We start from the raw sequence: 26563 nt of genomic DNA on the forward strand, positions 1-26563 counted from the left end.
TAAAACAGCCTATTTTAAAATTTCATAAAATTTAGCCGCAAGACAGGGCGCTTACTATCTTTCGTAGAAGCCCGCTATAACATCTTTTGACTTCATTTTATTTACGGGATCTTCTTTGCCGTTCGTGATAAGTTTAAATTTATCAGACAGACTTACGCTTTTACCCTCATTTACGATAAAATTTAGCTCAATAGCAAGCTTTGATAACCCATCTTCTTTATGTCCGAAGCTCGCGTCCAATTGCTCTGCGGTTATTTGCGAGTAATAAATGGCTGCTTTTAAGCGCTCTACAATAGAGTCCATGTAGATTTCGGTATTGCTTTCTTTCAGTATCTCCGCTTTTAGTTTGTCGTCGCAATCGACCGACTTCCATTCTTCTTCAAATTCTATTTTGCCTTTGGTTTTTAAGTGTTTCTTGAAATTTAGCTTCGTTTAATTTGCAGTGTTCTTTTGCTAGCTTAAACAAACCCTGCGCGTCGTAAGCCTTGCCCTCATAAAAAGTCATAACCCTTTTTAAAGACGAGTCCAACATCTCTTGTTTATATGATTTAAGCCTCTGCTCTACATCCACGTCGCACACCATCTTAACCATCTTTAATCCGCCGTTTTCCTCTTTGCTCCAGGCGATATTTTTGCAGATTTTCGAGCCCTCAATCGCCGTACCAATATTCATCGATTTGAAATCCGGCAGGGTGTAGTTTTTCACAAGCCCCACATCGTCATCGCCGCATCCTGCAAAAATAAATGCCGCAAGCGCAGCACCTAATGCGTATTTTATACGCGCTCCTTCAAGAAAAGTTAACGAGCAATGCTATCCATCTCTGTTTAATAACGGATAAATTTAGAGCTGAAAATTGAGATAAATTCGCGAAGTACGTGGCTAAAAGCGTGAAAGATAAAATTTAAAGATGGAATTTTAAAAGAATTCGGCGAGAGAGGGAGGGAATCGAACCCCCCGGAAAACGGTCAACCGCCCTCCTATCGGATTTGAAGTCCGCAGACGCCACCAGGTCGCCATCCTCTCCAAATGCGGGAATTATAGCGAGATAAAATTTATTTAGCTTTAAAGAGGCTAAATTTTAAGCCCTTTCGGCTCATTATTAGCGACGGCAGGATTATGAGCGCACCCAAAAGAAGCAGGCTCATCACCAGACATATTAACATCCCAAAGTAGATCGTAGGCCAGAAATTGCTCATCATCATCACGCTAAAACCTAAAATGATCGCAAACGACGTATAATACATCGCGTATCCGATACTTGCGTGGCTCGCGCGGATTGCCGCGGCCTCGTCGCCCAGGCGCGCAAACTCCCGCTTATAGCGGTAGATGTAGTGGATGACGTCGTCCACGCCGATACCGATGCTAATCGCCGCTATCGTGATGCTCATAATATCTAGTGGAATGCCCGCAACCCCCATAATGCCGAAGCAGGCGCAAAGCGGGATTAAATTTACGACGATCGCGATAAGCGCGTATGAAAAGGAGCGAAAGATGATCACGAAAAGCACGAAAAGCACGAACACGGTGATACCCAGAGTGCCTATCTGCGAGCTCATCAGGCTTTGAAGCATATTGTTATAAAGCACCATTATGCCGCTAATCTGCACCGTGACATTATCTTTAGCGAGCAGGGAGTCCAGATCGCGCTTAAGATCGGCTAGGAATTGCGCCCTGCGAAGATTCGGATCGCTGTCTATCGTGCGGACGCTAAAGTGCGCCTCGTTCGCTTCGATATTTACAAAGGGCAAAAGCACCAATTCACGGTAGTTTGCCGGCATTTCAGAGTAGATTAGAGCAAGGCTCAGATCGTCCAGATCGCGCCCCTGATTAATCTGCTTGCCGAGCTTCAAAAGCGACGCAAGCGAGCTTACGTTGCCGATAAACTCATGCCCCGTGACGTTTTTGTCCTTCAAAAAATCGTCTATCTTGCCGATGATACGCATCTTTTCGGAGGTGAACCAATACTGCGGCTTGTTTTCGTTGGCGGCGTATTCGGCTTCGAAATCGCCAAAATCGTCGCTCGCGGTGGAATTCTGCTCTAAATTTGCGGCGCGGGTTTGATCCGAATTTGCGGCGTCGCTTGGCTGTGTTGCCGCAGCGGAGCCTTGGGGCATAGAATTTTCTGCAATAGAATTTTGCACAGTGGCGGTAGAATTCTGAGTAGCGGAATTATGCGCGATAGAATTTTGCCCCGCGGGATTGGAATTTTCGCCGCTCTTAAAATTTGCGCTACCGCTTGCGGAATTTTCACTCCCGCTAGCAGGATCTGCGCCGCCTGTGCTTTTAAATTTAACGATGATATCAAGCGGGATCGTTCCGCCGAGATTTGTATCGATAACCTCCATACCCGCGCGGATGTCGGTGCTTTTTTTGAAGTAGCCGATGAAGCTGTTTTCGACGCGCAGCTGCGAGATACCGTATAGTCCAAAGATCACCGCCGCAGCGCACACGCCGTAGACCGCGCCTCTGCTGCGTAGCGCCGTTTCGGCGCACCAAAGCGTAAATTTAAAGTGCTGCTCGAAGCTGCGATTATTGTGCGTGCGCCTTAGAAGTGACATAACCGCGCCGAATACTCCAAATGCCGTAACTAGCGAGATACTGATGCCTACGCTCATCATAATTCCCAGAGAAATTACGGGTTTTATATCGCAAAAAATTAGCGACATAAAGCCGATGACGGTCGTAAAGATCGCGAAAAAGCAGGGTCTTGCGCGCTCGCGCAGCACCGCATAAACGAGCTGGCGCTGCGAAAAGGCGTGAAAGCGCGCGCTAAACTCGCGGTAGGCGACGATTAGGTGGATACAGACCGAAACCGTGATGATGAGCTGAAGCGCTATGAAATTTGAGCTAATCACCGTGACCTCAAAGCTCAAAAAGCCGAATAATCCCGCTGCAAGCACGACCGAATACGCGCAGATGATAAGCGGCAGCAGGATAAATTTCGCCTGTCTAAAAAAGAGCCAAAAGCAAGCTAGCAGAAGCACCAAGGCGCCGAGTCCGTAGGTCGCCAGATCCGAGCGGACGTAGCCTACCATATCGTCGGCGATCATATTTAGTCCGCCCAAAAATAGCCGATCGCCCGCAAATTCCTTCTCAAAGCCCGCGATCAGCGCACGCAAAGCCACAATGTCGCGGTGATCTTTTTCGCGAAGCTCGTCGCGATAGGATTTGAAATTTTGCTCCGAAGCTTTAAGCGTATCTTTGAGCTGTGAAATTTGGGCATTGGAGCGGTTGCCCTCATGCTCTGCTTGCTCTAGAGCGCTTTTAGCTCCGTCTCTTAGGCGCAAAAGCTCCTCGTAGCGGGTCTGCGGCTTTAAATTTATTAAAATTGCGGTAGTGCGAAAATCGGCGCTTACTAAATTTGATGCGTAAAAGGGGCTTGTGGCAAACTCGCGCCTAGCCGCGGTTAAATTTACGTCCGCGTCGGTAAGAGTGGGTATGTGCTTAAGCAGCTCGCTCATGCCACCACCTTTGTTTAGCAAAAGCGGCACATTCGTGATGTCCGTGACGCTAGCGACGAAATCCAGCTTGGAAAAAGCTGCGTCCATCTGCGCTATTTTGCGGATCGTCTCGGGCGCTAAAAGATCGCCCGCGGGAGTGTATGCAAGCACCAAGAAATTCGGCGTTTCGTAGCGTTTGGATACTTCGCGCCAAATTTGAAGGTCTTTGTCATTATCTAGTAGAAGCGTCTGGCTCGAAGCGTCGATCTCGAGCTTGGTGGAGTAATATCCGAAAAAGAGCGCCAGCGCCGTAAACAGCGCAAGCGTGATTTTCGGAAACGCGACGATTAGGCGAAAAATTTTTTTCAAATACCGCTCTTTTGGGCGCGCCGCTATTCGCCGCTATTGATGACGGTCGAATTTAGCCGCTTTATAAGCTCGTCAAAGCCCAAATTTTGCGTTACGTCGCCTAGCTGCGAGCGATAGGTTTGGATTAGGCTAACGCCCACGATATCGACATCGTAGATGCGCCAATCAGAGCCGTTAGGATAAAATTTAAAATCTATGTCGTAGTTTTTCTGCTCGCCGATGACCTGTGTTTTTAGCACGCGGCGCTTATCGCTCGGACTTTGTTTGCTTAGCACCTTCATATCCTGATCGGTATAAAGCGAAAGCTTTTCGATAAACGAGCGCTTTAGATGCGCTTCAAAGGCCTTATTAAATTCTGCGATCTGCGCGGGGCTAAGGCTTGCGTAATGCTTCGCAAGGGAGAGCTTCGCCATCATCTTATAATCAAAATAGCCGTCAAAAAGCGCAAAAATTTTTGCGGGCTTTGCGTCTTTCGGGGTGCTGCTTCGCATGATGCTTACGGCCTCGGCGACCTTTTGGCTCATCACAGGCTCGATATCCGCATCGCTAATAGCGTGCGCCGAAATCAAAAGCGCTCCGCAAAGCGCTAGAACTTTTAAAATTTTCATTTTCATTCCTTTATTAATTTCTCGCGATTTTGCTCGTAAGCATCGCGTAAAAATGGATATAGATCCACTGCATCTTTGGTCATTTTTTCATAAAATTTCGGATCGCGCGAGTAATCGTTAAATATTCTAAATCCATTGACGGAGTTTCGAACGGTGCTATCTTTAATATAGTTTATCGGATTTGAAAAATAATCTCCGACAAGCCCCGCTGTATCGCGGAGATTGCTTTGTCCCAAAATCGGCCAGACGATATGCGGACCTGCCGGAACGCCCCAATATCCGAGCGTTTGCCCGAAATCCTCGTCGTGGCGCGGAATTCCGTAGTATTTGCCTGCCATATCATTAAGCCCGCCGAAGCCGACGGTCGAATTGATCAAAAATCGCTTCGTCTCATCCCAAGAATTTTCAAATTTACCCTGCAATAGGTTGTTTACGAGCCTCATCGGATATAAAATATTATAGAAAAAATTTGAAAACGCGCCCTGGATCGGATCGGGCATTACGTAATCGTAGCCGCTGGCTACAGGGGTTAATATGTATGAGTAAAATACGTCGTTGAAGCTCGTCATAACGCGGTTATAGCCGCTAAGCGGATCGAAAACCTCGCGCTTGGCAAACTCCTCGTCAAAACCATCCGTATCGCTAGGTGCTACGTCTTGCTTTTGCGAGCAACCGCAAAGTGCCAATGCCGCGGCTAAGAATATAATTTTTATAAATTTCAAATTGTGACCCTTCTTTATAAATCAAAGTGGCGATTTTACAAGTTTAAAGAAATTTTGTCAATAAAGGTAAAATTTCATATAGAATTTCCCTCTTTATATCGCAGAATAAAGCCTGCAGCTCTTTAAGAAATATATCAGAGGATATATTATAAAATCACGTGAAAGTAAATAAGAAAGGATGAAAATGGACGCAAAATTTGCTTTGGAATTCCTGCTTGGCAACAAAGCATCGCTTTTAGCCAAGCACATTAAGCTGCTTAAGGCCGTAGATGAGACTAAAAGTATTACAAAGGCCGCAGAGATCGTAGGAGTGTCGTATAAAAACGGCTGGGACGCGCTAAATTTAATCAACAACGCGAGCAAAAAGCCGCTCATCGTCCGCACTCAAGGCACAAAGAAAAATAGCGGCTCGGAGCTTACCCCTTACGCTCACAAGCTGATTCGCGCTTATGATGCTATCAGCCACGCGGGCGAGACGTTTTTGAGTGAAATTTTAAAGCTTGATGAGATCACTGAAGAGAGTCTTTTAAGCTTAGAGAAGATCGGTATGAAGCTTTCTGCACGCAATCAGCTAAGCGTTGAGATTACGGATGTTCAAACAGGCGCTGTAAATTCTCAAATCACGGCTAAACTCGCAGGTGGCGAAATTTTATGCGCGACGGTAACCGTAGAGAGCGAAAAAAATTTAGGGCTAAAGGCGGGCAAGGATGTGCTGTTTTTATTCAAAGCTCCAAGCGTCATCATTGCCAAAGGAGCCTCGGAGAAGCTAAAACTTAGTACGACGAATCAAATCAAAGGCACGATTAGCGAGGTCAAAATCGGCGCGGTAAACGCAGAGATCTGTCTAGGCACAAGCTCGCATCAAAACATCACCGCGATCATCACGCGAGAATCTGCCACCGCGATGGCTCTAGGAGTAGGAGATGAAGTAACGGCGATCATCGAGCCTAGCGAGATCATTATTGGCGCGTAATAGGGTGAAATTGGGTGCGCAAAATTTTAAAATTTAAGGCGTAAATTTAAAATTTTAGATACAATTCAATTCTCGGTGAGAGCCGAAACGAAAGGCATAAAATGAAGTTGAAAGCAGTGCTTTTAGGAATTTTAACCGCAGGCGCGCTAAGCGCAGGCGAGGTCAGCGTCGCAGCCGCTGCGAACACGACGTATGCGTTTGACGAGATCAAGGCGGAATTTGTCAAGCTGCATCCGCAAACTACGCTAAATGTGAGCTTGGGTGCGAGCGGTGCGCTTAGCACGCAGATCAAAAACGGCGCTCCGTTTGATGTTTTTATGGCGGCTGATATGAAATTTGCAGACGATATGTATAAAGAGGGCTTTGCGACGGCGCCTGCCAAAACTTACGCCAAAGGCAAAGTGGCGATGTTTAGCGTGCGCGGTGTAGATCTTAGCAAGGGGCTTGAAGCTTTAAAAGACCCTAGCGTTAAAACGATTTCCATAGCAAATCCAAAGACCGCTCCTTACGGCACCGCAAGCGTACAGGCTTTCCAAAAAGTGGGAGTTTACGACGAGATCAAAGGCAAAATCGTAGAAGCAAAATCGATTGGCGAGGCTCTTTCGCAAGCACTTAAGGCTTCCGACGTCGGATTTATCGCGGCTAGCGCGATGTATGCGCCTAAGATGGCGAAGGACGGCTGCAACGGCAAGCCTTGCAAGCAGGGCGAAAATTTCGTCTTGGTCGATACCAAACTCTACGAGCCGATAGCTCAAGGCATGGTCGTGCTAAACCGCGCCAAAGATAATGCCGAAGCCAAGGCGTTTTATGATTTTATCCTAAGCGATAAGGGCAGGGCGATCTTTGCTAAATACGGATACGAGTTTTAATGATTAGAGCGAGAATCAACGAAATTTTACAAAAAGACGGCATCCATTCTGTAGGATTTATCGCGGGCGGCATCAAGCTACGTGGCGTATTTCTGCAGCTAAGTAGCGAGCTTAAGGTGGGTAGCGAAGTTTACGTGGGCTTTAAAAGCACCGATGTGCTTTTATCTCGCGAAGCCCTAAGTGGTGTATCTAGCGAAAATGAAATTCACGGCAAGATTATGAGCCTAAGCTTAGGTGAAATTCTATGCACGCTTAGATTTGAAGGCAAGATAAGCTTTGATGTGCTCATTAGCGCGCATTCTGCGCAGGAGCTTGCTTTACGCGAGGGCGACGAGGTTTTCGCATACATTAACGCCACTGCGATATATATAGAAAAATATGATAACGATTGATTGTAAGAAAAAAATCAGTGATGATTTCTCGATTGATGCTCGCTTAGAGATTAACAAAGGCTCGTTTGTGTGCCTATATGGGCGCAGCGGCAGCGGTAAGACTACACTGCTGCGCATTTTGGCTGGATTTTTGCGCGCAGATAGTGGTAGCATAAAAGATGGCGATCTCGTGCTACAAGAAGGCAATGAATTCTTAAGTGCGGGCAAGCGCAGGATCGGCTTTTTATTTCAAGACTACGCACTTTTTGAGAATATGAGCGTGACGGGCAATCTACTTTTTGCCAGAAATGATCCGCAAAAAGCTGCAATGTTGCTTGAAATTTTAGAGCTTAGCGAGTTTGCAAAATCTGGTGTCGAGGGTCTTAGCGGCGGACAGAAGCAGCGCGTAGCACTTGCTCGCGCACTGATGCAAGAGCCTGAAATTTTGCTACTTGACGAGCCGCTTTCGGCGCTTGATTTTACGATGCGCGAAAAAATCCAAGAATATTTACTAAAGATCCACGAGCAGTTTCATCAGACCGTGATCTTGGTAAGCCACGACGTAAGCGAGATTTATAGGCTTTGCAAGCGGGTTTATGAGATGAAGGACGGCAGGATCGTCCGCACCGGTACGCCGGAGGAAATTTTCCTTAAAACTAGCGGCTCACAGAAGTTTTCTTTCGCGGGCAAGATTGTTGATTTGCAAGCACGCGACGGGGTCAAAGTGGCTGTCGTAGCGATCGGCAGCCAGCTGTGCGAAGTGGTGCTAAGCAATGCAGAAGCCGATGGCTTGCAAGTAGGCGATGAGGTCAAAGCGGGTGCCAAAGCCTTTAATATCACTCTGCGTAAAATTTAAACTTGCAGACAAGCTTTTAGGTGCGCCTAAGTAGGAAACTTCAACTAGATTAGAGATTTAAATACAGGCTTTTATGGAATTTAGACGAGGGATTTTGCGAAATTTTAGCTAGATTTGCCCGCAAAATACGGTGAGATTTTAAAATTTCATTCGCATCGCGCTTAGATTTTCATGAAACACAAAATTTAAACGTAGGCTAGAGCAAAATTACAATGCAAGACTAGATAGCGTGGGGAAAGTAAGCTTAAATTTTAGATTTTGCGCAGACAGGCGCCGTTAAATTCCTTCTTTGAATTTATTAATTGGCGTGGTGGGTTTATTTTTAAATTTAGCGGCTTTTAGCTTACTTTTTCGGCAGGAGTTGCGTGAATTCTATCATGCGATCTTGGTAAAAATTTAATGTGAAGCTTCGTAAAAACTTAAAAGTTTAGATTTGGAATTTTGTCTAGATTTTGTGGCTTTGAAATTTTAAAAGCTTTAACGGCTCGAAGCTTGCGCGTTAAACTCGCTTAATGAGCTATGACAGGTTTTCATTAACCCGGTTTTTTAGATTTATGCAAAATTTTAATTTCGTCTTGTCGGGCTCAATGAAATTTCGCTAGGTCGTTCGGAGGGCGTCGTTTAGCTATATTTTTCGTGAAATTTGCGCTCAGATGAATCCTGTCCGCTCAAGTTTTAAAGCCAAGCGAAGCTTTTTGGAATTTAGCTCGGCAAAATTCGTGGTCTTAAAGAACCGCCAGCTTAGTAGAGTTTAAATGCCTGACGGAATTTGCACGCTTGAAGGAATTTATTGGCCAAGCACTTTTATAAATTCCGCTCTCTTTAGCTTGCACGGAATTTTTAAAATTTTATTTTGCAAAGCCTTATGACTATGAGGTTTGCGCAAATTCTATCCAGCTTTGCCTCTAAATTTTAAAGCAGAGCTAGGCTTTTAAAATTTTATAGTTTGGGCCCAGCGGCTCGGCTCGGAGGATAAATGTTTGAAATTCTAAAGGGGCTCGATTACACGCCGTTTCTCGTCTCCTTAAAGCTTGCGAGCTTAACGACGCTCGCGTTGTTTATCATCTGCGTGCCGCTTGCGTTTTTTATGGCGAGAAAAAATTTCCGCGGCAAAAGCGTGATCGAATCGATCATCTCGCTTCCGCTGGTGCTGCCGCCCTCGGTGCTAGGCTTTTATCTACTAGTTTTTCTATCGCCGTATTCGGTGCTAGGGGAGTTTTTCGACAAACACTTCGGGCTTAGACTCGTATTTAATTTCAGCGGGCTTGTGATCGCGAGCTGTATCTACTCGCTGCCGTTTATGTTTTCGCCGCTGGTTTCGGGCTTCCGTGCGCTTCCGCGCTCGCTTTTTTGGGCGTGCGATTCGCTAGATAAGAGCTATTTTTCCAAGCTTTTTCGCGTCGCGTTGCCAGCAATTCGCCACTCCCTGCTTAGCGCTTTGGTGATCTGCTTTGCGCACACGATGGGCGAGTTTGGCGTCGTGCTGATGATCGGCGGCAGCGTGAGCGAGCAGACCAAGGTCGCCTCCATCGCGATCTACGAAGCGACCGAGACGCTCGATTTTGCGCAGGCTCACGCATATTCGGCGCTGATGCTTATTTTTAGCTTCGCCGTGCTTTTGATCATGCATTTTTTGGGCGCAAAAGGCGCAAAAACACAAGCTTAAATCGGCTTTAAAACGAAATTTGCTAAAATCCCGCAAAATTTGGAATTTGGCATGAAAAACAAAAAAGACTTTGTTACCGAAAGATTTAACGCCGCCTTGATTCTAGGCGCTGCGCTGCTTACGCTTGTAGTAGTTTGCGAGATTAGCTTTTTGCGCACTAGGATCGCTACGCAGCTTGATTTGCGGACGCGCACGGCGATTACTTTACTTAAAAATACCGACGAGTCGCTTTTTAGCGAGCTTGAAATTCTAAAAGAAACTATCCTTTCTTTAGACGCAAGGCACGAAGCTATGCAAAGCGAGCTTTATGCGGATTTGATCCGCAATGTCGTAAAATCTTCTCATAGATTTGACGCTATTTTTTATCTGCGCGCCCGCGGCGCGGAACAGGAGAGCTTAGCACATTTTTCATCGGATGGGCGCATTTCGGATCTTGGTGAGATACGGCTTGCGGATATCACAAGCGAGCTAAAAAAGGATGAATGGGTATCGCGCTATATGATGATGGACGGGGCGTGGCGGTATTTTTTGATCAAGCGCGTAAATGCCGATTCGTATCTGCTAGGCTTTGCCAACACCTCTAGGCCGATTGCCAGGCTCTCCTCGCTGGGAGATATTTTGGTCTTTAATGCCGAAGGCAAATTCTTTAACGCTCCTGGCAGCGTAACCGATATATTGGGGCAGGATTTTGATTTTTCGCGCCTAGGCGAAGTGGTAAGCTTTGAAGACGAATCTGGGCTAAGCTTTGCATATCTTGCGAAATTTGGGGATAATTTCGTAATGGCTCGCGAACGAGCCGGCTATTTTTTGGGCGCGGACGATTTTATCGTCGTAGCGCTAGCAGCAGTGATTTTAGCTTATTTAATCCTTCTAATTTCAAATTTTACGTTTTTAAAAAAGCGCGTTTTTATCCCACTTGCAGCAGTTCAAAACGCTCTGCGCCAAGGAGATTATCACTCCAAAATTCGCGATATAGAAGCGCTAAATCCGCTAAGCTCCGTCTTAGAAATTTCTAAATCCATAGACGAGGTTTTGAAGTCTAATTTGCGCCACGGCGATTTTAGCCTTAGCTTTAAAGATGCGCTAAAATATAGCTCCCTTTCGGTGCTTAGCATCGATAACGTCGCAGGCACGATCGAAAGCGCTAGCAACGGCGCACGCGAGCTTTACGGCGATGACGTCGTAGGACGGAATATATTCGCGCTGCAAGCAGGCTCGTTTTACGATCACGCCTATCAAACCCAGCGCGCAAACTATGTCAAAGAAAACTATGTCGTAACCCGCCAAGAGACCAAAAATGGCGTCAAAGATCTTTATGTTAAAAAATCTTATATCCGCGACGGAAGTAAAATTTCAACCCTTTTTGTGGTACTGGATGCGTCAAAATATCGCAGATTTTACGATGAAACTAAGCAAAAATATGAGTATTTAAATCACGCGCCTATCGTTACGCTCGTGTTTGACTACACTTCGGGCAAGATCGTAGATGCTAGTAAAAATATAAAAGAGCTTTGGGGTTACGAAGCGGCACAGTTTTTAAGCGGCGAGATAAGGCTATGGGATTTGCTGGATGAAAAGGATGCGAATGAGGCTAAAAATGAAATTTTAAACCGCTTAGCCGATATGCCCGCAGAAGAGCTAAGCTTTTCTCAAAGCTATAAAATTCGCCACAATGACAATATCCGCTATAGCTACGAAGTGAGCATCTATGTCAAAAAGTCCGCCGCCAGGGCTGCGTTTTATTTTCAAAATATCGATGACGATGTTAAGGCGATCCGCGGCTTGCAGGAGGATTTGGACTTTTACCGCACCGTAATCGAGACTAGGAATTTTTGTACCTGCTTAATCGATCTTGACGCGCAGACGCTGTCGTTTGATAAAAATTACTTTAAAATTTTAAAATATCGCGGCAAAAGGCTAAATACTGCGATGAGCTTTGGGGAGTTTAGTTATGAAATTTACTTCGCGGATTTAGAGAATTTCAATAAAATGATCCGCGAATGTACCGCCGGGCTTAGGAGCGATTTTAGCTGCGAATTCCGTCTGCGAAATGCCGCTAATGCCTATACTTGGATCAGTATGCAAGGCTACGTCACCGAAAAGCACGGCTCTCGCTCGCGCCTTGTAAAAACTACGCTCGAAGATATCAGCTCGCGCAAGCAGACGGAGCTGGAGTTAAATTTAAACGCTAACGTATTTTCGCGCTCGCTAGAGGCGATCTTAATCACAGATGAGAGTGGTCGCGTGCTGCGCGCTAATAACGCCTTTTATGAAATCACCGGCTATAGCGAAAGCCAAACTATCGGCAAAATTCCAAATTTCTTCGCTCCTACAGAGGGCGGGGCAGACGTGATGGAGAGGATTAGAAAAAATCTAGTTGGCAAACAGACCTCCTATAAAGATGAAATTTACGGGCTAAAAAAGGACGGCGGCACCTTTCCTGCGTTATTTACGGCGATCGCGATAAAGGATGATTTTTCGCTTACTTCAAATTTCATTCTGATGTTTACCGAAATTTCGCAGATAAAGCAAAAAGAGAGCGAGCTAGCCAAGATCGCCCACCACGACGCGCTTACCGGGCTTCCGAACAGAGTATATTTTATGAAGGCTGCGCAGAGATTTACGGCAAACTCGGGCGAAAATTCCAAGCTTATGGCGGTGCTTTTCATAGATTTTGACGGCTTTAAGGCGATCAACGACACCTATGGGCACGAGGTCGGCGATATGTTTTTGCAAGCGATCTCAAAGGCGATGAGCGGGCTGCTGCGCAAGGGAGATATCTTGGCGCGCCTCGGCGGCGATGAGTTCGGCGCCATCATCGGCGATCTGAAGGACGAGCAGGCCGCGCATATGCTTTTGCAGCGACTGCTTGGAATTTCAAAGATGAAATTTAATCTTAAAGGCAACGAGATCAGCGCTAGCATCAGCGTGGGCGCGGCGTTTTACGACGGCAGCGAAAAGATCGATTTTTCCGGTCTTTTATCGCGCGCTGATAGGGCGATGTACCGCGCTAAAACGAGCGGCAAAAACCGCTATTTTATCTTTGAAAACGCCCCCGTTACCGATGATGAGATGAGCGAAGCGGGGCTTAGACAGGCGATAGAGAGCGGCGAGTTTTTCGCGCTCTATCAGCCGATAATCAGCGGAGCTCAAATTTACGGCTACGAGCTGCTTTTGCGCTGGAAGCGCGGCAGCCTAGGGGTTTTACTGCCGCAGGATTTCTTTCCTATCATCGGCGAGCCACAACTTGAGCTTTTGATATCTAAATTTGCCTTTTCCAAGATGTTGGAATTTAACGAGCAGACGGGCGCAAACTGCTCCATAAACGTGAGTCTTACGGTGCTTGCAAGCGACGAATTTTACGGTCTGGTAGCGCGCAGATTGCGAAGCGCGGGCGAGCGGCGTGGGGAGCTGATGTTTGAGATTACCGATTTTAGCGAGCAGAGTTATCAAAGTTTTATCCCCGTGCGCAAGCGCTACGCGGATCTTGGGATTAAATTTGCGCTTAATAACGCAAACGCGCAAAACGTGCAGTTTTTGGCAAATCAGCCCTTCGATCTTATCAAGATCGATCGCGCCCTTTGCCTTAATATCGGCAAGAAAAAGGATGGCATCCGCGCTATGGTTGAGATCACGGGCAAACTAAAGCGAGAGTTTGGATTCGCAGTAGGTGCTCAAGGCGTAGAAAATGCGCTATCGCTGCGGCTTTTAAACAATTTGAAATTTAACTATCTGCAGGGAAATTTTATTGCAAAAGCGCTTGATCGCAGAGAGATAGACGCTTTCATCGCGCGATTTAAAGATACGCCAAAGCTCGCAGCTATCGACAAAGATGAGTTTATCAGCTTTTTAAACGCGCTTGATTACAAGGACTTGGCGCTAAGCTTTATCGCGCGTAGCCAAACAGGCGAGCTTAGCCCCGGAGAATTTGAAAGCTTTAAAACGAAATTTGGCGAAATTTTAAATAAAACTCAAAGCGCGGGCAGCGAAAGATTTGCGCTAACTACAGAAATACGTAAGCAAATTTTAGATATTCTTTCGCTTGATTATCTCGCTTTGGCAAGCTTCATCTCGGGCTTTAGGGCGCAAGTAGAGAAGTTTATAAGCGATTTGGAGGCAGCATGATAGATAGCGTTAGCGCCGATTTCGATCACGAGATACCAAACGGCTCGAGGCTGTATTTCGGAAAGAGCGCGCAGCTCAAGCGCGAGCTGGAAAATAAAGCGAGCGAAATCCTCGTTAAAAACGGCTTTAGCGAAATTTTAACGCCATATTTTTCATATCATCAGCACCTAAGCGTCGCGCCGCAAAAGCTTCTCAAGCTCTCCGATCCCACGAACCACGAGCTCGCGCTTCGCGCAGACAGCACCGTGGACGTCGTGCGTATCGTGCGCAAACGGCTGAAAGACGATAAGCTAAGGCGGCTATTTTACGTCCAGCCGACCTTCAAATACCCAAGTGACGAGTTTTATCAGATCGGCGCGGAGCTGATCGGAGAGAAAAATTTGCCCCTTGCGATCAAAATCGCGCAGGAATTTTTTAAAGAATTTGATCTTATGCCTGCGCTTCAGCTAAGCAATATCGAAATTCCGAAAAAAATCTGCGAAATTTTAAACCTGCCGCTTGAGATTTTTGAAAAGGGCAAGATTGAGACGCTGCTTGGGCAAAATTTGCCTTGGCTGGACGCTACGGCCCGCGCCACGTCGCTAAAGGACGTGCAGGCTCTGCGCGCGCAGGTGCCTGAAGAGCTAAAGCCCTGCTTAGATGAAATTTTAAATTTAGGCGTGGATTACGACGATATACGTGTTTCGCTGCTGTATTACTCTAAAATGCGCTATTATGACGCGCTATTTTTTAGATTTTTGGACGCGGGCGCAGTGTATTGCAATGGCGGAAATTACGAAATAGATGGGCTAAAATCCAGCGGCTTTGCGCTGCTAGTGGATGCTTTGATAGAAAAAATTATGCAAAAGGATGAAAAATGAGTAAAGTTGACGTAGTCATCGGCGCCCAATGGGGCGATGAGGGCAAGGGCAAGATCGTAGATATGATAAGCGCGAATTACGATTTCGTATGTCGCAGCAGCGGCGGGCACAACGCGGGCCACACCATCGTCATAAACGGCGAGAAATTTGCGCTGCATCTGGTACCCAGCGGCGTGCTTCATAAAAATATCATCAACATCATCGGAAACGGCGTCGTGATCAACCCCGATGTGCTGATTACCGAGATGGCGCAGTTTGAAAATTTAAAGGGCAGATTTTTCATAAGCGAGAAGGCGTTTTTAAATTTACAGCACCACTCGCTGATCGATCAGGCGCGCGAAAAGAGCAAGGGCGAGCTTGCGATCGGCACCACCGGCAAGGGCATAGGGCCTGCGTATGCCGATAAGATCGCGCGCACGGGACACCGCGTAGCGGAGCTTTTGGAGCCCGAAAGGCTTGCCGAGGCGCTATCGCGCGATTTTGCTTCGCATGAGAGCGTTTTTGAAAAAGCGGGGGTTAAAATTCCTAGCAAGCTTGAAATTTACGAGGAGCTAAAGCGCTATAAAAGCGCGCTCGAGCCATACATCGCAGATATCACGCACATGCTGTGGAAAGCGCTTGATTACGACAAGCGCGTGCTCGTAGAGGGGGCGCAAGGAAGCCTGCTTGATATAGATCACGGCACCTATCCTTACGTCACGAGCTCGACGACTATCGCGGGCGGGGCTTGCAGCGGGCTCGGGCTCGCGCCGAAAGATATCGGCACGGTGATGGGGATTTTAAAAGCCTACACCACTCGCGTGGGCAACGGCGCGTTTCCTACCGAGGATAAGGGTCCGCAAGGCGAGGCGATGCGCGAGATCGGCAAAGAGTATGGCACCACGACGGGCAGGGCGCGCCGCTGCGGCTGGTTCGACGGAGTGGCTACGAAATACGCCGTGCGCCTTAGCGGCATCGACAAGCTCGCGCTGATGAAGCTTGACGTCTTAGACGGCTTTGAGAGCATTAAAATTTGCCGAGCATATCGCTATAAGGGGGAGGAGATCGATTATTTTCCGATCGATTTGGAAGCTGCCGAGCCGGTTTATGAGCAGATGCAGGGCTGGGACAGCGTCAAAGGAATTTCAAAATTTGAGGATCTGCCGCAAAACGCGCAAAATTATATCCGCAAAATAGAGGAGCTAAGCGGCGCGAAAGTGGGCTTTATCTCTACCAGTCCCGAAAGAAGCGACACGATAATTTTATAAAATCGGGCGGAATTTTAAGAATTTTAAAATTCCGCCGTTTGCAAACGCGGGCGGCGCGACCGCTCATAGAACTGAATTTAAAGGAACGATCATGCGAATACGACTACCACACGTGCCATATATCGCGCATAAAATAGCGCTGGATCTGCTAAACTCGGGCTGCGTTACGCTCGGTGCGGGCATAGAACCCGTCGCCAAGGAAGCGGACGAGATCATAAGGACCGATCTGCAAAAAGAAAGAGCGATAGACGAGCGCGCAAACGAGCTGATAGATGAGCGCATAAGCGAGCTAGATGAGATGAGCGTGAATAAAAAAGATATGTTTTGGCTCATCAAGCGCCACATCGCAAACGATGAGAATTTCGAGCTAAATTTCGAGGATCGCTACGGCACCATATCGCATAAAATTTTAGAAACCGTTTGGAAGAAAAATTTGATCGATTACAAAGTCTCGGAAAATAGGCTAAAGACGATAATTTATAACGCGATCGACGAATATCTTAAAAATTATCAAAAGATTGAGGATGCGGTCTATGAAAAGATCGATGGCTACAAGCAAAAACTGATCCCAGGTACCGAAGAATACGAGCTTGTGTTCGAAAAGCTCTACGAAGAGGAGCTAAGAAAACGGGGCATGCTGTAATGAACGCGTATATCTATATAGAAAACGGCATCTATCTGCAAGCCAAGGCGTTCGGCAAAGGCGGCAGCGCATTCGGCGAGCTCGTGTTTAACACCTCCGCCACGGGCTACGAAGAGATCATCTCCGATCCCAGCTACGCGGGGCAGTTTATTATCTTTACGATGCCCGAGATCGGTATCGTGGGCATCAACGAAAACGACAAGGAAAGCTCCAAAATCCACGCCAGCGGAATTTTCGTAAGAAATTTTAACAACGAGCCTTCAAATTTCCGCTCACAGATGAGCTTGGAGGATTATTTTCTGCAAAACGGAAAATTCGGCGTTTACGACATCGACACTAGATTTTTAACTAAAATGCTGCGCGACGAGGGCAGCCTGCGCGCCTTCGTCTCTACCGAGATCAGCGATAAGGCGGCTCTTAAAAAGGCGCTTAGCGAGTCTGCGCGCATAGAGGAGATCAACTACGTAAGCATCGTAAGTACGAAGGCGCCGTATAAGCACACCTCCGGGCGCTGGAACGCCGAGCGCGGAAGCTACGCTCAGCCCGTAAGCTGCGGCAAAAAGATAGCCGTGATCGATTACGGCGTCAAGCGAAACATTCTCAACGAGCTTTGCGATCTGGGGCTCGGCGTCGAGGTTTTCCCGCACGACGTTAAAGCGGAAGCGCTGATCGCAAAATTTAAAGAGGGGCAGATCGACGGCGTGTTTTTATCAAACGGCCCTGGCGAGCCTCGCATGCTCAAAGAGGAGATCGCGCAGATCAAAAAGATGGTCGAAGCGCGCGTGCCGATTTTTGGAATTTGCCTGGGTCATCAGCTGCTAAGCAACGCGATGGGATATGAGACCTACAAGCTGAAATTCGGCCAGCACGGCGCAAACCACCCCGTGCAAAACCTGCGCACCAAATCGATCGAGATCACCGCGCAAAATCACAACTACAACGTCCCAGAAACGATCGCGCAGATCTGCGAGATCACGCACCGAAATCTTTTCGACGGCACGATCGAGGGCGTGCGCTACAAGGAGTATCCCGTATTTTCGGTGCAGCACCACCCCGAAGCCAGCGCAGGGCCTACCGAGAGCAAGTATATCTTCAAAGAATTTCTTGAAATTTTATGATTTTTGAAATTTTGCCTGCATGAAATTTTACCGCGGTCGCGCGGTAAAATTTTAAATTTACGACAAGCTTTAAATTTTAATGCAGTCTTTGCGTCGTGAATTTAAGACTCGTCTCAGCCTGGATAATTGCAGGCTGGAGCGGTACGCAAAGCACGCTTTTACGGACTAAGGATTGCCGCGGTGATTTTAGATTAAGAAGCTTTTTGGATGAAGCGATCTGTGCTAGTCGCGGTTTTAAATTTAAACTGGCTACCGCGCCGCATGCTTTTCATTCGTGTGATTTTTGCATCCGCTTAGCTTTTAAGCGTACACGCGGCTAAATTTCATGCGTTTTAAATTTAAAAATTGGACTTGGTGCGCTTAGCCCTTTCAAAACAGATCCTGCGGTATATTTAGTATGGCTTCAAGCTCTTTAAATTTGACGAACCGTTTTGTTACCGTCAAAAGTTGCGCTAGTAAGCTGCCCTGTCGCCCGTAAAATTTTATCTAACGTCGCCCGCCCGTTAAAGTCTTATTGACGCAATTTTGCCAGTTATGCCCTAGTTTTTGATAAACTATACCTGCCCTTCAAACCTTATCGGCGCCGTTTCATTTCCCTCTAAAAGCCATTTGCCTAAAATAAAATTCCACTCCGCCGCGTAGTGAAATTTTACCTGCGTTTGCTTTGAAATTTTACTTTCAGCCGCTCTTAAATCTCTTTCGCACCGATAAGATTTAGCTTACGTCATTTTAAATTTTGCCCCACTCCTAGGCTGCGGTTTTTACTCATGCTTCTTTTTTAATCCCGCCCATATTTACACTTAAAATAAGAGTTGTGTTACTTTATGAAATTAAATTTTTAACTTAACATTATTTTAAGCTCAATAAAAGAGAAAATTTGAAAGAATTTCGTTTGAAATTTCGCCTTGAGGGGTCTGCTATGAGCTGCGCTTTAAAAGAGCTGGACGTCTTGCTAGTCGAGGACGATACTAAATTACTAGCCTCGCTGCATAAGGCGTTTGAGGGTATTTTTAACAACATTTACAATGCCCAAAACGGGCTTGAAGGTGTGAAAAAATTCAAAAAATTTAGTCCTAATCTCGTCATTACCGACATTCTAATGCCGATCGAGGATGGGCTAGCGATGATACGCCAGATCAAGCAGATCTTTCCGCATGCCCCTATCGTGGTGCTTAGCGGCTTCAGTAGGGAGGAGCAGCTAAAAGGCGTTATGGAGATTGGCGTCGAGCGGTATTACTTTAAGCCGGTAGATATCGCCGCATTTGTGCTAGAGATAAGCGCGCTGATGAAGTCTAAGCTGGACTCGGTACGAGTCGTAAATGTGGGTGCCGGCTACGTATTTGACGGGCTTCGTCGTATTTTACTGAAGGATGGCGAGCAGATCGTGCTTACTAAAAAGGAGCTTTCTTTTGTTTCGCTGCTAGCCAGTCGTGTGGGCGAGCTGGTACTTTACGAGGAGATCAAGCGTTATGTTTGGACTGAAGGAGCCGTGAGTGATACGGCGCTTCGCACCTTCGTCAAGCGTATCCGCGATAAAGTGGGGGGCGAAATCATAAAAAACGTCCCGAGCCTGGGATACAAGATCGAGCTTGAGCCCGCTTAAATTTGATCGCGTTTTTGCCACTTTGTAATTTACGGAATCCACTTGTAAAATTTTGCGTTTAAATATGCTGCAATTAATGCGGAGCGAGGTAGAATTCCGCGCCAAAGCGCCGCAAATTAAAATTTTACGCTCATCCAACTTACTAAATTTGACTTGATAAAATTTAACCTCTCAAGCTTTTCAAAAACTTCTTTGCTTAAAAGCCCAAACTAAAAATTTCTTGCTAAAATATCGCAAAATTCCGCGTTCTGCGAATCGCTCTAAAGGATTTGTTTTGAAAAATTTGCCCTCTAAAAATCTCTTTGTCTACACTAGCTCGCGTGCGCTACGCGCGGCGCTGCAAAGCGAGAGCGGCGGCGTGCTGGCGCCTAGGATTACGTTGGCGGAATTCTACGAAAAGGCGCTTTTTGTGCCGGATCTTGTCGCTTGCGGCGAGATAGACCGCGCGCTTTTTATGAAGCAGGCGGTGAGCGAGAGCAAGCGCGCAGGCGAGAGGCTGAAATTCCCTAGCGAGCTTTACGAGTTTATGCGTAACCGCGAGTATCTTTTTGGCTTTTTCAAGGAGCTTGCGACGGAGCGCGTGAGTATCGATGCGCTCGATCTTAGCGACACCTACGCGTGGTATGCCGAGCATTTTGAAATTCTGCGAGAGCTAGCGGGGGCGTATGCAAGGATTTTGCGCGAGCATGGATTTTACGACGAGATCACATTGCCCGCGCTTTATGAACTAAACGAATCCTATCTGCGCGGATTTGAGCGGATAGAAATTAACATCGACGGCAATCCTAGCGCATTTGAGTTCGAGGTTTTTAAGCGCGCTGCAGAGCTTAGCGAGGTTGTATTGAACTTTAGAGCCACGACTTTAAATTCCAAGCCCGTGCGCGCGGTGGAGGAGCTTTGCGGCATAAGCCTAGAGCCAGGTTTTGCATACCGCGTAAATCTTGGTACGGGTGAAATTCTAAGCCGCAAGCCGCTAAGCATGGGCGGAGCGGTTGTGTGTAGAGGCTTTGAGCTGCGAAGCTTGCAGGTTAGCTACGTTTTTGAAAAAATTTCATCCTTCGTGCGCGCGGGCATCGCGCCGGAGCGCATCGCGGTAATTTTGCCCGACGAGAGCTTTGCCGGCACACTGCGGCTTTACGACGAGCGCATCGCAAGGGCTCGCGGTTCGCACAGGCTGCTAAATTTTGCGATGGGAGAGAAGCTTAAAGATAGCCTATTTTACGTAACGCTAGAGAAAATTTCGCAGTGCTTAAAAGAAGCGCGCATGCCGGAATTTGGCGTAGATTACCACGCATTCAAAAGTCCGGATGGAGGATTTTTGAATGCGGAGGATTCCGCGGTACAGCAAAATTTAGCGCTAGGTAATTTCGCTCCGGAGAATTCTATTTCGCAAAATTTCGCACAGCAAAATTCCGCGTTTGATTGCGAAATTTTTTCAAATTCTAAAACGGATTTAAATTTTATGTCTGCGCGAGAGTTTGAAAATACGGAAAATTTTGAAATTCTGCACGAAATTTCGGCGGAACGCGCGGATAGTGCGGAGGAGGAAAGCTTTTCGGTAGAGTTTGTAGAGTTTCAAGAGCCCTTGGAGTGTGCGCAGCAGCGCGATTATTCGGTTAGTGCAAAACGGCAGGAGCCTTCAAGGAAGCAGCAAGGGAGCCTACGAGACTCTATGCAGCGGAAGCATATAGAGCTTGAGGAAGAAGATGGGTATTCAAAAAGCCCTGAGCAGCGCGATCGTTTTAGGCACTCTAAAATGCGCGAGGACGCAGATGAGTATCCGCAGCGTCCAAACCCACAGGAGCTTGATCTGTTTTTTGCGAGTGTGGACGTGGATGAGGCGCTTTTTGGCGAGTTTGCGCGCGATTTTACAAAGCAAGTAAGCTTTGAGCATTTCGAAGCGCTAATTGTCAAGCTCGCCTGTTTACCTAAAATTAGCGACGCGCTGCTGCAAGAAAAGCTAAAAGAGCCGCTATATCTAATTAAAATTTTGCTTCGAAAATTTAAGGACGAAAACCTAAGCTTGGGCAATCTAATCGATCTTTTTTTGCTGGAAATTTCGCGCATTAAGCTCGATGATGTTCGTGGCGGAAAGGTCACGGTAATGGGGCTTTTGGAGAGCCGTGGGCTACAATTTGATGGCGTGATAATCCCAGATTTTAACGATGATCTGGTGCCAAAGCGCAGTAGCGGAGAGATGTTTTTAAACTCTGCTTTGCGTGCTAGAGCAGGGCTCATCAGCCACGCAGACCGCGAAAATTTACAAAGATTTTACTACGACGGCTTGCTAAGAGGCGCTAAAAAAAGCGCGATTTGCTATCTGCAAAGCGTCGAGAAATTGCCTTCGCGGTTTTTGAAAAGCTTTGAAGTGCAACAAGACGCGGAATTTTCGCAGGAGGATTATTTGCGGCTTTTTGGGCGAGAGGAATTTAAGCCTGTATTATGCGGACAAGAAGATCCCGTGACTCGCCATGATTTTTTTGCCGAGGAGCTGTCGTTTTCGCGGCTGGATACGTTTTTAGAATGCAAGAGGAAGTATTATTACCGCTACGTTTTCGGACTGAGGGAGGGGCTAAAATTCGGTGAGGATAATGCGCTTTTAGGTAAAATTTTACATACGAGTTTTCAGCGTTTATACGAGCGAGCGGGGATGAAATTTAGCATGGAAAAATTTCGCTCTATTTATTCGCAGCTTGCGCGAGAAGCAGGGATTGCGCGCTTTGATGCGGAGCTTGAGCTAAAATCGGTAGAAAAGCTAGCTAAGCTTTTAGAAGAGCATGAGCAAATTTGGAGCTTTATCGGTAGTGAAGTATCGCTAAAAGGCGAGCTTGACGGAGTGCGGCTGAGCGGGCGGATCGACCGCATCGACGAAGATAGGGCAGGGCGGAAGTTCATCATCGATTACAAACGTGGTTCAGCTAAAAAGCATATGGAAAAATTCCAGCTTACGTTTTATCGCGCGCTTTTGGCTCAGGAGTGCGAATGCGCCTATCTGTCGCTAAAAGATTGCGCGTTTGCGGCTCCTGGCGACAAAACGCCTAGCTTAGAAAATCTGCGCGAGACGCTAAGCTCTATCGGCAAGGAATTTGCAAGCGAGGTCGCTTTTACGCGCACGGAAGCGGTGCAAAGCTGCGAATACTGCGATTATAAAATCATTTGCAAGGGGCAGATCGATGGCAAAATTTGAAAATTATCTGGCGCTTGAAGCAAGCGCAGGCAGCGGCAAGACCTTCAATCTCGCAGTGAGGTTCATCGAGCTGGTTCTAAAAGGCGAGCCGATCAATGAAATTTTAGCGCTTACCTTCACCAAAAAAGCTGCTGCTGAGATGAAAACGCGTATCGTAGAGAAATTTCAAAATTTGCTGCTTTTGCAGGATGGCTCGCTAAAGCCTAGCGCCGAGCTGGAGCAAATTTGTGCTGATTTAGGGCTAAGCGCGGATGAGGTTTTGGCAGCGCAAGAGCGGCTGAGCCCAAAATTTTTAAGCGAAAGCTTAAATATCTTTACCTTTGATGCGTTTTTTGCAAAAGCTCTGCGCTCGTTTGCGCTAAATAGCGGCATCGATCCAGGCTTTGAAAACGACGAAAGCATACTAGGCGTGCAGCAGGCGGCGTTTTTAGGCGCGATTTGTAAAAACGAAGCGCTATTAAGAGAGGTCGTGGATTATGTGAGCGACTCAGGAATGACAAAGAGCGAGTTTTTAAATAGCTTACAAAGCATTTGGAGAGGCGATATAAGCATAAATCCGCCCACGCTTCCTGCAAGCTCGGCGCTAGCAGAGATAAATGAAATTTTATCCTGCTTGCAAAAAGCGGCGAGAGATGCGGGCGTAAGCGCTGGAGCCGTAAATGGGCTAAGCCCTGTTAGTGATCTGTCAAAATTATCCTCTGGTTTCATTCTTTCGGCTCTTGCCAACGGCAGTTTCGATTATCCGCGCTCACAGCTTAAAAAAATTTCGTATCTTGACGGCGAGTTAGCAAGGCTAAAAGACGCCGTAGCTCGCGAAATAGCGTGGATGGATGCGACATATGCAGTTAAGCTGGCAGGACTAATTAAAATTTATGCCGAAGCGCTTAAATCGGTGCAGCGCAAAAGTGGTAAGCTTACATTCGGCGATGTCACCGCAGCAGTGCACTCGCTGCTAAATCCGAGCGCAGAGACGTTGCATGGCAATCGCGAGCTTTTGTATTTCAGGCTCGATTCTAAAATCACGCATATTTTAATTGACGAATTCCAAGATACCGACATTTGCCAGTATGAAATCATGCTGCCGCTAATCTCTGAAGCGCTTGCTGGCAAAGGGACGGAAGAGCGCTGCGGTAGCTTTTTTTACGTAGGCGATAAAAAACAGAGCATCTATAAATTTCGCGGCGCAGAGAGAAAAATTTTTGATATTTTGCGTGAGCAGTTTAGTCAAATCAAAACGCAGAGCCTGCCGCGCAATTATCGTAGCTTAAAACTCATCGTAAAATTTGTAAATGAGATCTTGCGCGATGAATTTGCGTCTTATGAAGATCAAATCGCAGCAAATAAGCTAGATAGCGATCTGCCCGCTTCGGTGCTGCAAAAAATCAAGGACTATCCGCTTTCCCATCCGCAAATGCCGCTATTTGAGGTACAAAGCGACGATTACGGCTACGTAGCAGCGTTTTCATACGACGACGTGCTAAAGGGGGCTGCGGAGCAAGCGCGCAGACTTGTTGAGGAGTGCGGCGTAAGAGCTGATGATATAGCGATTTTATGTTGGAAAAACGAGCATGTAAGCGCGCTAAAAGAGATGCTATCGGAATTTTGCGAGGTGTGTAGCGGCTCAAATAAGGCCCTGCGTTGCAGCGAGCAGGTAAATGCCGTAATTCAATACGCGAAATTTTGCGTAGGTGGCGATGAAATTTATCTACGAAACGCCGAAGCGATTTTAGGGAGGCGGCTTAAAAAAATAGCGGTCGATCTGCATAAAAACGCGCAAAAAACGGCGGAATTTATCGCTAGCACGCTGAAATTAAATTTTGTCGATCCGGATTTGCTGCTGTTTTTCGAGACGCTGGCAAAATTTAATAGTTTTAGCGAGTATCTGTTTGCAAACGACGAAACGGAGGTATTTGCCAAAGAACAAAGCGGCATTAAAATTATGACTGTGCATAAGTCCAAGGGGCTTCAGTTCCCGCACGTAATCGTCTGCGACCGCATCGGAGGAAAAGACCGGGGCGAGAGCTCAAAGCTCGCGACGGACTATGATTTTGCCACGCATAAGTGGAGGATTTTTTATAAATTTGCGAGCAGAAAGAGCTTGGATGCGGAATTTGCAGCGCTAATGAATGAAAACGATCGCTCTGCGCATGAAGAGGATATAAACAAGCTCTACGTGGCATTTACCCGCGCCGAACGCTCGCTCATCATCGTAAAACGCTCCGAGGCAAAAATAGATCAATACAATTATAGCTTTTTTTCGCCTTACGCCAAAAAGACCAAGGGCGCGGGCGTAGTGGAGTGGCTGGATATCCCGGATTTTCAATACGGCTACGTAATCCCAAGCTCCGTAAAATCAGAAGAGAAACCGCCGCGCAAAAAGATCGCGCTCGTAGCGGGCGAGCCTCAAGGCGCGCAAGAAAAAGCAGGCGGCGGCGAAACAGAGGCACTAAGCGCGATATATTTCGGCGAGGCGCTGCACTATGCTCTGGAGATGAGCGAAGGATTTGCGGCGGATGAAATTTTACGAGGAGTGAGCCTTGCAAGAGGACGCTACGCTAAATTTTTAAATGACGCGGATTTTGAAAATATCGCTGCGCGGGCGCTAGGACTAAGCGAAAACGAGGAATTTTTAGCTCTGATAAAGGGCGCTCAAGCTTATAAAGAGATGCCGATCAAAAGCGCGGAGGGTGAGCTTTTGCGCGTAGATCTGGCGTGCTTTAGGCAGGATGAAATTTTGCTTTTTGATTACAAAAGCTCCGAAAAATACCTCGCGCAAAACAAAGCTCAAGTGGCGCGATATAAAAGCGTGATCCGCGAGTTTTATCCGCATGCGCGAGTGCGCGCCTTCGTGCTGGCTCTCGAAGCTGCGGGCGCTAGGCTGATCGAAGTGAATGAGGATGGATAAAATTTTAAAGCTTAGATGAAATTTGAGCGCAGATAGATTAAAGATAGCTTAAATTAAGCTATACGTAAGGATATTTCTATATAATCACAGCTCAAATTTTAATAAGGCGGAAACCATGACAGAAATTACAAAGCCTAGCGAAGTTAAGCGCGACTGGGTCGTTATCGACGCGACCGACAAAAGATTCGGTAGGATGCTTACCGAAGTTGCGGTATTGCTACGCGGCAAACACAAACCAAGCTACACTCCAAACGTGGATTGCGGAGATTACGTCGTTATCATCAACGCTTCAAAAGCCGTATTTACCGGCAATAACAAGGGCGACGACAAGCTTTATCATAGCTACTCGGGCTATTTCGGAAGCGTAAAGAGCGTGAAATTTCAAGATCTGCTTAAAAACAACCCCGCAAAGCTATATAGACTTGCGGTTCGCGGTATGCTTCCTAAGACGAAGCTCGGCAAGGCGATGATCAAAAAGCTATTCGTATATGAAGGCGGCGAGCACCCTCATACTGCGCAAACAACTAAAAAAGGAAAATAATCATGGCGACAATTTATGCAACCGGAAAGAGAAAAACTGCCGTAGCTAAGGTTTGGGTAAAACCTGGAAGCGGCAAGATCGTAGTAAACGGTATGGATCTAAACACTTGGCTAGGCGGTCACGAAGCGATCAAACTAAGGGTTGTTCAGCCGCTTTTGGCTACTAAACAAGAGACCTCAATGGATATCACCGCACAGACTTTAGGCGGCGGATATTCGGCTCAAGCGGATGCGCTAAAGCACGGAATTTCAAAAGCGCTTGCCGCGATGGATAAGGATTTTAGAGCGGCTCTTAAGCCAAAAGGTCTGCTAACTCGCGATAGTCGCGTGGTCGAGCGAAAGAAATTCGGTCGCCGCAAAGCGCGTAGAAGTCCGCAGTTCTCTAAGAGATAATGTTTTTTACAAATTTGTGGCGAAATTGTCGCGAATTTGTAAATTCTTTAAAAATTTTATGGTAATA

General features: G+C 46.8%; 20 protein-coding genes. 15 read left to right on the forward strand and 5 right to left on the reverse strand.

All coding sequences use genetic code 11. From position 1 onward, the window contains the following. Positions 1-54: 54 nt before the first annotated feature. The 5 genes from Q0224_RS08440 to Q0224_RS08460 form a co-directional block, all read right to left on the reverse strand. Positions 55-303 carry a hypothetical protein gene (locus Q0224_RS08440; RefSeq protein WP_297950510.1) on the reverse strand — a complete coding sequence of 83 codons (249 nt, stop codon included), beginning with the start codon at positions 301-303 and terminating at the stop codon, positions 55-57. Between the two features lie 76 nt (positions 304-379). Continuing rightward, a complete protein-coding gene (locus Q0224_RS08445) occupies positions 380-715 on the reverse strand; it encodes a hypothetical protein (RefSeq protein WP_297950511.1) in 336 nt (111 codons plus the stop codon). Between the two features lie 338 nt (positions 716-1053). Further along, positions 1054-3810, reverse strand: a complete 2757-nt coding sequence (locus tag Q0224_RS08450) for an MMPL family transporter (protein ID WP_297950512.1) — start codon at positions 3808-3810, stop codon at positions 1054-1056. 23 nt (positions 3811-3833) lie between these two features. Next, a complete protein-coding gene (locus Q0224_RS08455; RefSeq protein ID WP_297950513.1) occupies positions 3834-4418 on the reverse strand; it encodes an ABC transporter substrate-binding protein in 585 nt (194 codons plus the stop codon). Between the two features lie 2 nt (positions 4419-4420). Beyond that, on the reverse strand, positions 4421-5140 hold the full coding sequence (locus Q0224_RS08460) for a VacJ family lipoprotein (RefSeq protein WP_297950514.1): 720 nt from the start codon (positions 5138-5140) through the stop codon (positions 4421-4423). Between the two features lie 184 nt (positions 5141-5324). On the opposite strand from Q0224_RS08460, the gene Q0224_RS08465 reads away from it, so the two are divergent. The 15 genes from Q0224_RS08465 to rpsI all read left to right on the forward strand — a co-directional run bounded on the left by Q0224_RS08465 (position 5325) and on the right by rpsI (position 26496). Continuing rightward, positions 5325-6113: a TOBE domain-containing protein gene (locus tag Q0224_RS08465; protein ID WP_297950516.1), complete on the forward strand. Its 789-nt coding sequence runs from the start codon at positions 5325-5327 to the stop codon at positions 6111-6113. A gap of 101 nt (positions 6114-6214) precedes the next feature. Continuing rightward, positions 6215-6982 carry a molybdate ABC transporter substrate-binding protein gene (gene modA / locus Q0224_RS08470; protein ID WP_297950518.1) on the forward strand — a complete coding sequence of 256 codons (768 nt, stop codon included), beginning with the start codon at positions 6215-6217 and terminating at the stop codon, positions 6980-6982. Continuing rightward, entirely contained in the window at positions 6982-7374 is a 393-nt protein-coding gene (locus Q0224_RS08475; RefSeq protein WP_005869698.1) for a molybdopterin-binding protein, read from the forward strand. The genes modA and Q0224_RS08475 overlap by 1 nt, the downstream gene beginning before the upstream one ends. After that, positions 7361-8209, forward strand: a complete 849-nt coding sequence (locus tag Q0224_RS08480; RefSeq protein ID WP_297950520.1) for an ATP-binding cassette domain-containing protein — start codon at positions 7361-7363, stop codon at positions 8207-8209. Before Q0224_RS08475 ends, Q0224_RS08480 begins: the two co-directional genes overlap by 14 nt. Before the next feature lie 976 nt (positions 8210-9185). Beyond that, a complete protein-coding gene (gene modB, locus Q0224_RS08485; RefSeq protein WP_297950522.1) occupies positions 9186-9875 on the forward strand; it encodes a molybdate ABC transporter permease subunit in 690 nt (229 codons plus the stop codon). A 51-nt stretch (positions 9876-9926) separates the two neighbouring features. Further along, a complete protein-coding gene (locus tag Q0224_RS08490) occupies positions 9927-14000 on the forward strand; it encodes a diguanylate cyclase (RefSeq protein ID WP_297950525.1) in 4074 nt (1357 codons plus the stop codon). Continuing rightward, complete coding sequence (locus tag Q0224_RS08495) at positions 13997-14860, forward strand: ATP phosphoribosyltransferase regulatory subunit (RefSeq protein WP_297950527.1); 864 nt, start codon at positions 13997-13999, stop codon at positions 14858-14860. Before Q0224_RS08490 ends, Q0224_RS08495 begins: the two co-directional genes overlap by 4 nt. Continuing rightward, positions 14857-16107: an adenylosuccinate synthase gene (locus Q0224_RS08500; protein ID WP_297950529.1), complete on the forward strand. Its 1251-nt coding sequence runs from the start codon at positions 14857-14859 to the stop codon at positions 16105-16107. Before Q0224_RS08495 ends, Q0224_RS08500 begins: the two co-directional genes overlap by 4 nt. Positions 16108-16198: 91 nt before the next feature. Then, positions 16199-16750: a DUF507 family protein gene (locus Q0224_RS08505; protein ID WP_297950531.1), complete on the forward strand. Its 552-nt coding sequence runs from the start codon at positions 16199-16201 to the stop codon at positions 16748-16750. After that, complete coding sequence (carA, locus tag Q0224_RS08510; protein WP_297950533.1) at positions 16750-17868, forward strand: glutamine-hydrolyzing carbamoyl-phosphate synthase small subunit; 1119 nt, start codon at positions 16750-16752, stop codon at positions 17866-17868. Before Q0224_RS08505 ends, carA begins: the two co-directional genes overlap by 1 nt. A 919-nt stretch (positions 17869-18787) precedes the next feature. Then, entirely contained in the window at positions 18788-19471 is a 684-nt protein-coding gene (locus Q0224_RS08515; RefSeq protein WP_297950535.1) for a response regulator transcription factor, read from the forward strand. A gap of 274 nt (positions 19472-19745) precedes the next feature. After that, positions 19746-22658 (forward strand): PD-(D/E)XK nuclease family protein, encoded by a 2913-nt coding sequence (locus Q0224_RS08520; RefSeq protein ID WP_297950537.1) that lies wholly within the window; start codon positions 19746-19748, stop codon positions 22656-22658. Further along, positions 22645-25563, forward strand: a complete 2919-nt coding sequence (locus Q0224_RS08525) for a RecB-like helicase (RefSeq protein ID WP_297950539.1) — start codon at positions 22645-22647, stop codon at positions 25561-25563. The genes Q0224_RS08520 and Q0224_RS08525 overlap by 14 nt, the downstream gene beginning before the upstream one ends. Positions 25564-25678: 115 nt before the next feature. Beyond that, a complete protein-coding gene (gene rplM / locus Q0224_RS08530) occupies positions 25679-26104 on the forward strand; it encodes a 50S ribosomal protein L13 (protein ID WP_005869672.1) in 426 nt (141 codons plus the stop codon). A 2-nt stretch (positions 26105-26106) separates the two neighbouring features. Then, the gene (gene rpsI, locus Q0224_RS08535) at positions 26107-26496 is read left to right on the forward strand and encodes a 30S ribosomal protein S9 (RefSeq protein ID WP_005869670.1); all 390 of its coding nucleotides are present in this window, start codon (positions 26107-26109) and stop codon (positions 26494-26496) included. Positions 26497-26563: the final 67 nt, after the last annotated feature.

It is taken from the genome of uncultured Campylobacter sp., from assembly GCF_938002845.1.
Lineage (GTDB): Bacteria > Campylobacterota > Campylobacteria > Campylobacterales > Campylobacteraceae > Campylobacter_B.